General features: G+C 56.9%; 6 protein-coding genes. 1 reads left to right on the top strand and 5 read right to left on the bottom strand.

Annotation, left to right across the window (positions count from 1 at the left end):
- The 3 genes from cadC to CWM53_RS22040 all read right to left on the bottom strand — a co-directional run.
- A partial coding sequence (cadC, locus tag CWM53_RS22050) for a lysine decarboxylation/transport transcriptional activator CadC (RefSeq protein ID WP_100750866.1) occupies window positions 1-1,131 on the bottom strand: 1,131 nt, incomplete at its 3' end.
- 292 nt (window positions 1,132-1,423) lie between these two features.
- Window positions 1,424-1,696 (bottom strand): DUF1471 domain-containing protein, encoded by a 273-nt coding sequence (locus tag CWM53_RS22045; protein ID WP_002892402.1) that lies wholly within the window; start codon window positions 1,694-1,696, stop codon window positions 1,424-1,426.
- Between the two features lie 100 nt (window positions 1,697-1,796).
- Window positions 1,797-2,717, bottom strand: coding sequence for a Kdo(2)-lipid IV(A) acyltransferase (locus CWM53_RS22040; RefSeq protein WP_074386670.1), 921 nt, complete (start codon window positions 2,715-2,717; stop codon window positions 1,797-1,799).
- Between the two features lie 510 nt (window positions 2,718-3,227).
- On the opposite strand from CWM53_RS22040, the gene CWM53_RS22035 reads away from it, so the two are divergent.
- On the top strand, window positions 3,228-4,094 hold the full coding sequence (locus CWM53_RS22035) for a GNAT family N-acetyltransferase (RefSeq protein ID WP_100675956.1): 867 nt from the start codon (window positions 3,228-3,230) through the stop codon (window positions 4,092-4,094).
- 22 nt (window positions 4,095-4,116) lie between these two features.
- Here CWM53_RS22035 and CWM53_RS22030 read toward each other — a convergent pair whose 3' ends face one another.
- Both CWM53_RS22030 and CWM53_RS22025 read right to left on the bottom strand, forming a co-directional pair.
- Complete coding sequence (locus CWM53_RS22030) at window positions 4,117-5,142, bottom strand: fimbrial protein (RefSeq protein WP_061155477.1); 1,026 nt, start codon at window positions 5,140-5,142, stop codon at window positions 4,117-4,119.
- Window position 5,143: 1 nt separating this feature from the next.
- Window positions 5,144-7,579 carry a fimbria/pilus outer membrane usher protein gene (locus CWM53_RS22025; protein ID WP_100729376.1) on the bottom strand — a complete coding sequence of 812 codons (2,436 nt, stop codon included), beginning with the start codon at window positions 7,577-7,579 and terminating at the stop codon, window positions 5,144-5,146.
- Window positions 7,580-7,589 lie beyond the last annotated feature (10 nt).

Below are 7,589 nucleotides of genomic sequence, written 5' to 3'. Positions count from 1 at the left end.
CGCCCGCTTAATCACATCGTCCAGCAGACTGCTGGCCTTACTTAATGAATCGACATCGCCCTTCATTAGCAGCTGATGCGACTGGTAGAAGTAGGTTAACGCCACGCTTTGCGACGGCTGATACTGCCTGAGCATCGCCTGCATCCGCGCCGGCCACGGCTGCGTCAGGGCATCCGACAGGCTGTTCATCAGATCGTTCTGAATGGTCAGCTGGTTGTCATTGGTCACAAAGTAGCGTTTATCCAGCATCGTCGAGCTGTCAGCGTTATCCACCAGCTGGACCGACATAAAGCACTGCTGTGCCCGGTAGTGGCGCTGATTGACGAACTCAATGGTCAGCGTTTTCCCGGAACTGCTCGGCTCATTGATGTTGTAGTCCGTTTTGTCATGCACCATAAAGGTCGAGAAGGTGTTTAGCGAGGTGGTGATCAGACTGGCCAGGCCGACCGCGTAGGAGTGCTGCGACGACCAGTTGGTGCAGGAGTTACCATTGACCAGGTGGATATCGATATCACGCGGATTGAGCAACAGGCGCGCCTTGTTAACCGGCGGCCGCGACTCTATGCTCGACAGCGCCACCAGCGCCACGCAGGTGCCCAGCGCCAGCAGAAACAGCCCCCACACCAGAGCGGTAGTGAGACGTTTGCGGGTTGACGGCGCGCTGGCGACGGCAGGCGCCGGTGCGGCGAGATCCGCAGGGGGTTCCGGCGTGTCGGGCGGCGCAGCTGCCGCCGGTGGCATGGGCATGTCAGCCGACGGTGAAGACGTCAGCGCCTCCATCTGCGGGGCGAGTTCCTCCCCCTCCTCGGTGCACCAGATCACCGGCACCGTGAGCTTATACCCCCGTTTGGGTACCGTCGCGATGTACTCAAGGCTAACGTCATCGCCGTCTTTGAGCGACTTGCGCAGTTCGGAAATACTCTGCGTGACGACGTGGCTGGTCACAACGTTACGGGTCCAGACGTTTTCGATAAGCTCGTCCCGGCTAAGCACTTCCCCCGGATGGCGAGCAAAAAAGACCAGAAGGTCGATTAAACGCGGTTCAAGGGTAAGCTGGCGCCCCTTCCTGCTGATTTGGTTTACAGAGGGGGTTACCAGCCATTCACCGACGCGAACAACAGGTTGTAGCATACAAGAAAGCCCCAGACAAAAAGGGAAAGGCGCGATGATAACACATTTGTCCTACCTATTTTTGCCAGGGGTCACTCCCTCAGGCATTAGGTCGGAATTCGCTTTTTGCGACAATGAAAAGCAATATTTCATTAACATCGTGATCATGAAATTTATATATAGCGATAAAAACGCGTTTTCGCTGGCGAGATTGCCGGTGGAAATTCCCGTCGCAGATAAAAAAATAAGCCTGGAGGCTTAACGCGCTCCAGGCTCAGTCTGTCGCGCGCCGCGATGGCACGCTTTAAAAAGGTTATTTATACACTTCCGCTGTGGCTTCGAAGTTAGGACCATGCTCGCGCGCAGCGGTAATCACGTAATATTTTCCGCCTTTCTCATCGGCCAGCTTAGAAAGCTGATCGTGCAGATCGGAAGGCGAAGAGAACTCGCCACCAGACGGCCCTACCGAGATCGGTCCGACCTTGGTCAGTTTGAAGTGTTTCACTTCTTCTTTGGTGATCAACTGCGCGGCGGACGCGCCAAATGCAACGGCGGAAAGGGCTAACGCGACTATCACTTTTTTCATCCTGCAATCTCCTTGGAATTAGCCTTCAGTCAGGCTCTTTCAGTATAGACGGCGATTTACTGAGCGTGCTACCGATGCGCTTATTTTTTGGCCGAAGCGTTCAGTAACGCGGCGGTACCCCTTCCGGACGGGTCTTAAAACGCCGGTGTAGCCACATATATTGCTCGGGCGCCATCAGGATGCACTGTTCGATGATCTGATTCATCCATGCCGCCGTGACCTCTGCACTCGCCAGCGGCGGCGTGCGCTCCGGCGTCAGGGAGATCAGCTCATACCCCATGCCGTTGGGCTTGCGCCGCGGAACAAACGGCACAATTGTCGCCCCGGACATTTTCGCCAGCATCCAGGTGCCGGTGGTGGTCGCCGCCTGCTCGACGGCAAACAGCGGCGCAAAAACGCTGCTGGCCGGACCGTAATCGTGATCTGGCGCATACCAGAGGATCTCCCCCTCCTTTAGCGCCCTGACCATCCCTTTCAGATTTTTTCGATCCAGCATGGTCTTGTTAGAGCGCAAGCGTCCCCAGGTCTGCAGCCAGTCAATCAGCGGATTGTCATTGGGCCGATAGACGCCAATGCCTGGGGTAAACATGCCATACATCCGCGCTCCCATTTCGAGGGTCAGAAAATGGATACCGATCAGTAAGATGCCCTGTTTTTGTTCGAGGAGTTCGATCACCTCGTTAACGCCGCTGGTCTCGGTCCAGCGCGCCACCCGGTGCGTCGGCCAGAACCAGGCCATGCCGGTCTCCATCAGCCCCATGCCCAGCGATTCAAAGTTTTTCACCAGCAGCGCCTCGCGGTCGGCGGCGCTCATCTCGGGAAAGCAGAGTTCGAGATTACGTCTGGCAATCCGCGCGCGGCTTTTCATCACCCGCATCGCCAGCCGCCCAAGCGCCGTCCCCAGACGGTAGATCACCGGATACGGTAATTGCACCAGCAGCCATAAAAAGCCAATTCCCAGCCATAACAGCCAGTAACGCGGGTGCAACAGCGCGCGGGAAAATTTGGGTAAATTTGACATAGTAATCCTGTTAATTCACTCAATAATAGCTGAGAAAAAACCGCGAAATAAAGTAGCGGATCCTGCATGTTATATTTTTCCAATTCGTGCGGTAATACTCAGACACAAAGCGCGTTATTATAAGCCGATTTTAGGATAATTTCAGCCCTTGCGCTTGGGGCTACTCTAGTATTAGACACATTGCGTAAAATTTCCTGATTTATGCATAAATAAATAAACCTAACCTCTACGGCGCGGCCGATTGTCGATAAAATCGCCAGTACATTTGCCTCAGCCTCTCGACCAGTACCTCGTTTACTCACGCTTTATTAGGGCGATAGCAAACGCAAACAGGCCGTTCAGCCCGGTCTGATATGGCCAGCATGCGGTTATTTGTGACTGGGGCAATGGTTAAGCATCGACATTGCTGATCCTTTTCCCAGATATGCTACGTTTACAGCGCTCATTCGACGCAAGTGCCTTTGCCGACGTCGCCGCTTTCAGAAGCCATAGTGAGAAGGAACTATGACAATGAATTATCAATTAGTGAAGCAAGTCAGAGAAAATAACCCATTAAGAAAAAGCTTCATTGACCTTGCCGTTAAGACTTTTGACCTGTCTTTTGAAGAGTGGTATCAGCAAGGTTACTGGACCGACGCCTATATCCCCTACGCCTTTGTCGAACGCAATAAAGTTATCGCTAACGCCTCGGCCAATATCATCGACCTGCGCTGGCAGGGAGAGCCCCGGCGTTATATTCAGATTGGCACCGTGATGACCGAACCGGACCACCGTAATAAGGGATTAGCCGGCCAGCTTATCCATCATATCCTGCAGGACTGGCAGCAGGAGGCGGATGCCTTCTTTTTATTCGCCAATCCCACTACGGTGGATTTTTACCCCAAATTTGGCTTCACCCGCAGCGAAGAGCATCAATATATTATGCCGGTCTCCCCGCGAGCTGGCGATTTTCGCAAACTGAATATGGACAGCGCTGACGATGTCGCCCTGCTCCGTCATTACTATGAAAAATCCAACCCGTTCTCACCGCTGCGGGTGGAGCATAACTTTGGCCTGCTGATGTTTTACTGCTCAGCCTTTATGAAGCATTTCGTCTATTACTCGGCAAAAAATGAGGCGGTGGTTATCGCCATGCAAAACGGTCCGGTGCTGATCTGCTTTGACCTCTTCTGCGAGGAGGGTAAGAGCCTGTCGACGCTGGTCAACGAACTGGCCGATGACCATGTTTACCAGGCCATCCTCGGTTTTACCCCCAATGAAGACCGGCTCGGCGAGTACGAGAAGATTGAGGGAGAAGATATCCTCTTCGTCTATGACCAGAAGGAAAACCTGTTTAAAGACAGGAAGTTGATGTTTCCTTTACTGGCGCATGCCTGACGACGCCACGCCGTCAGGCCGATCAGTGATAAGTCACCACGAAGGTCGCGCTGGCGTTCGCCTCGCCCGCAGTCACTGCGGGCTGCGTCTGGATATAGCGGGCCTGATAGGATAAACGGTAGTTCGTCTGACTGCCTTTATTCCCGGACCAGATCTGGCTCACCTGGTTTAGCGGCACCAGCGCGCCGCCGGCACTGAGGATTTGCACGCCAAGTCCGGATGCGCCTTCAGGTTGGTCATCAATTTTAATCACCTCGTTGGCAGCCATGGCGCTGTCCGCCGTCGCGTTAAACTGCATAAACACGCTGCCGACATTTTCACAGTTCGTCAGGTTGATGTTAAAAGGGACCGGGGCGGTGGTGCTGTTGAGCCCGGTAAACGCGGTTTTGTTATGCCGCCCAAGGAAGACGTTAATGTTTTTACTGTCGTCAGTAATCTTGCAGGTGGGTGATTTGACCTGAATACAGAGCCCACTGACGCTGAAGCGCATCGCCTGTACTCCGCCAAGATAAATATCGCCAAGGTAATCGTTAAGGCAATACTCGCCCGGCGGCGGTAGACCGCCGTTGTCGGCAATCCGCCAGAAATAGATGGTCGGTTTTTTATTTTCCGCCTGAAATGCGCGCTGGCCGGAAAATACCGGCGCTGAGGGCCAGGCCGTGAACAGGGGATCGAAATTAATGCCATCCTGTTCCCCCATCTGGAAGCTGTAGCCAATGCCCGGCAGGCGGTCGATGCTGTAGATATCCCCGGGCTTGCCGTCTCCCGCCGGGCCGACCCGTGAGCCGCCGATACTCTGAAACCCGCCGGGCTCGCTGCCGCTGCAGGCGATCTCCCAGCGTTCGTTATTAGTGATAATCATCCCTCCGTAGCTGTATAGCAGGGAGCCGATGGGGCGATTGCTGACGTCAAGGTTGATACTGGCCTGGCTGACGTTCACTGAATACTCGATAGTTTTGCCACTGACCATCTGGCACGCTGCCGACAGCGAGGCGCAGTATCCGCCGGCCAGCAGAAGCGGTACCCCTGATGCGATGATTTTTTTCATATTACTTCTCCTTTATTCCCGGCCGGCAGACCTGATGCGGCGTACCGCGGCTAACCTGTTGCGCCGCGTCGCCGCGGATGGCATAGGCCAACCGGCAGCGTTGCCCGCTGCGTTCGCCCCATACTACCGAGACGCTGCCGTCGGCCTGCGGCACCCGGGCATACAGCAGCCCGCCCTGACCGACGGCGCCAACCGCCCGACCGCTCTCGTCAAACACCTCCGCGCCCAGCGGGGGCGCCGCGCCATCCGGCAGCGTGACATGGGCAAACCAGGGATAGCCGGTACGCGTGATAAATTTGACCTTCACCGCCGCACCCGAATCGGGCACCACCGTCGTGCTACTGGAGACAATCTCCACATGGTCGTTCAGACCCTGCGGATCGAGATCCAGCCAGTTATCGGTAAAGGGATCGAGGTAAGGGATGATCGTAAAACCCTGGCGGTTTATTGGCTGTCCGAGGCGGTTTGCCACCCGAGCGCCCGCCGCGCCGGGCGCTTCCACAATGGCGAAGGTTTCCCCCAGTTCGGGGGTGGCGGTCATTCCGCCCTGATGCGCCACCAGGGCGCCCGATGCCCCCAGCGAGTACTGCTGCTGGTGGCGACCGGCGCTGGCGCTGGCATTCAGGTACGCATAATCCGTACGCAGGCTACCGTTGCCCCCAACGCTGGCCTCGTGCGGGTTCTCCCGTGGCATGTCGTAGCTGGCGGTCAGGCCATAGCTAAAGGCATTTTTCTCGCCAGCGCTGCCGGTATAGCTGGACTGCAGCTGGCTGCCGTAGTTCTTATCATGGTTAAAGCGGGTGGTCAGGCTGCCCGCCTGCCCGACCGGTAGCGAAAAGGAGACACCCACCACCTGATTATTACGGTGATGAATATCCTGACTCTGCTGGGCGTACAGGTAGTAATTGAGCTGACCATAGCGGTTGGCGTACCCCAGCTGATAGGAGCGCCAGCGGTGGTGGCGGACATCCTCACTCCAGATTCCGTTAAACGACAGGCTGCCGCTGCCGGCCTGCTGAGACAACGTCGCGCTGTAGCGGGTCATCTCCCGCCAGTCGTTGGGGTAACGGTCGTGCTCCCGGACGGCGTCGCGAATGGAACGATAGTTGCCGTCGTTGCTGTGGCTCATCGAGACCAGCATCCGCGTATCGGACGCGAAGGATTTTGATGCGGATACCCGCCAGCGATACCCCTCCTGCCAGCCGCGTTCCCTGCCCTTCGCCGCAGAACGGGAAAGATCGACCGCCAGCGCCCCCCAGTAGGTATTGAAGGCGCTGCCGACCAGCGTCGAGTAATAATCCGTCGTCGCGTTGGCGCCGGTATAGCCACTGACATAGTCATTGAAGCCGTACTGCAGCGTGGCTTCGCCAAATCCTGGCCGCCCGGCGATCCCATCCTCATCCAGATAGCCCAGCGACAGGTCATAGTAGACCGCTCCTGCTCGCACCAGGCCAGGCAGCGCGGCGTACGGCACGGTAAAGGTCTCCTGACTGCCGTCCGCCTCATGGATCGTTACCTGTAAATCGCCGCCGGCGTTGGTGGGATAGAGATCGTCAAAGGTGAATTTGCCCGGCGGAACCGTTGCCTCGTACAACAGGGCGCCGTTCTGGGTGACCGTCACGCGGGCATTGGTGCGCGCCACGCCGCTCACCGACGGTGCAAAGCCGCGGCGGGAGCCCGGCAGCATGCGCACATCGGTGGCCAGCCTGCCGCCGATAAAACTGACGCTGTCAAAGAAGGTTCCTTCGGTCCATCCCTGACCCAGCCGTAACGTGGACGCCCAGTTCACTACACTTCTCTCAGCCCAGGTGGCAATGCTATCCCAGTGTGTATTCCCCTCCTGCGCCTGGTAGCTAGACTGGTGATGTAACCGCCAGCCAAAGGCGCGCAGGCTGGCATCCAGCCCGAGATAATGATGGCTGCTGCTATCCCCGTCGACGATGCTCTGATAGCTGTTGGCCTGATAGCGCAGCACTGCGGCGGGCACGCCGCTATCCACCTTCTTCAGGTTCACCGCCCCCCGATAATGGGGTTGCAGTAGCGCCTGGGACATATTCACCCGCAGGACGTTTTCCCCGCTGTCATACTCCCAGCCGATCGCCTTATTGATCTGCGAGAAGCGCAGGCAGGTGGCCGCCGCCGGCCACTGGGCGTCCTTCAGCTGCAGGGCGTCGAACAGCGAGGGCGAGATGCAGGGCTCAAGCTGGCCATCGTGTTCCTGGATAACAAACGTTTCTTCCGCCAGGTCCCGGCCATTCACGGAGAGCGTGCTGCGATACTGTCCGGCGTGCAGCGGATTACCGTATTGATATTTCTGGAGATCAACCTGCGCGGCGCCGTGCAAATGGGCGCGGTTAAAACTAAACGCCTCCGCCGCCCATGCCTCTTGCCAGGGGAGGAACAGCATTAACCCAAACTTGATCTCCCTGAGTTTCATAATAATGTCC

It is taken from the genome of Klebsiella sp. A-Nf5, assembly GCF_002810545.1.
Taxonomy (GTDB): Bacteria; Pseudomonadota; Gammaproteobacteria; order Enterobacterales; family Enterobacteriaceae; genus Klebsiella; species Klebsiella variicola.
Note: the sequence above shows the minus strand (reverse complement) of the source record. Positions and strands in the feature narration are given on the sequence as shown.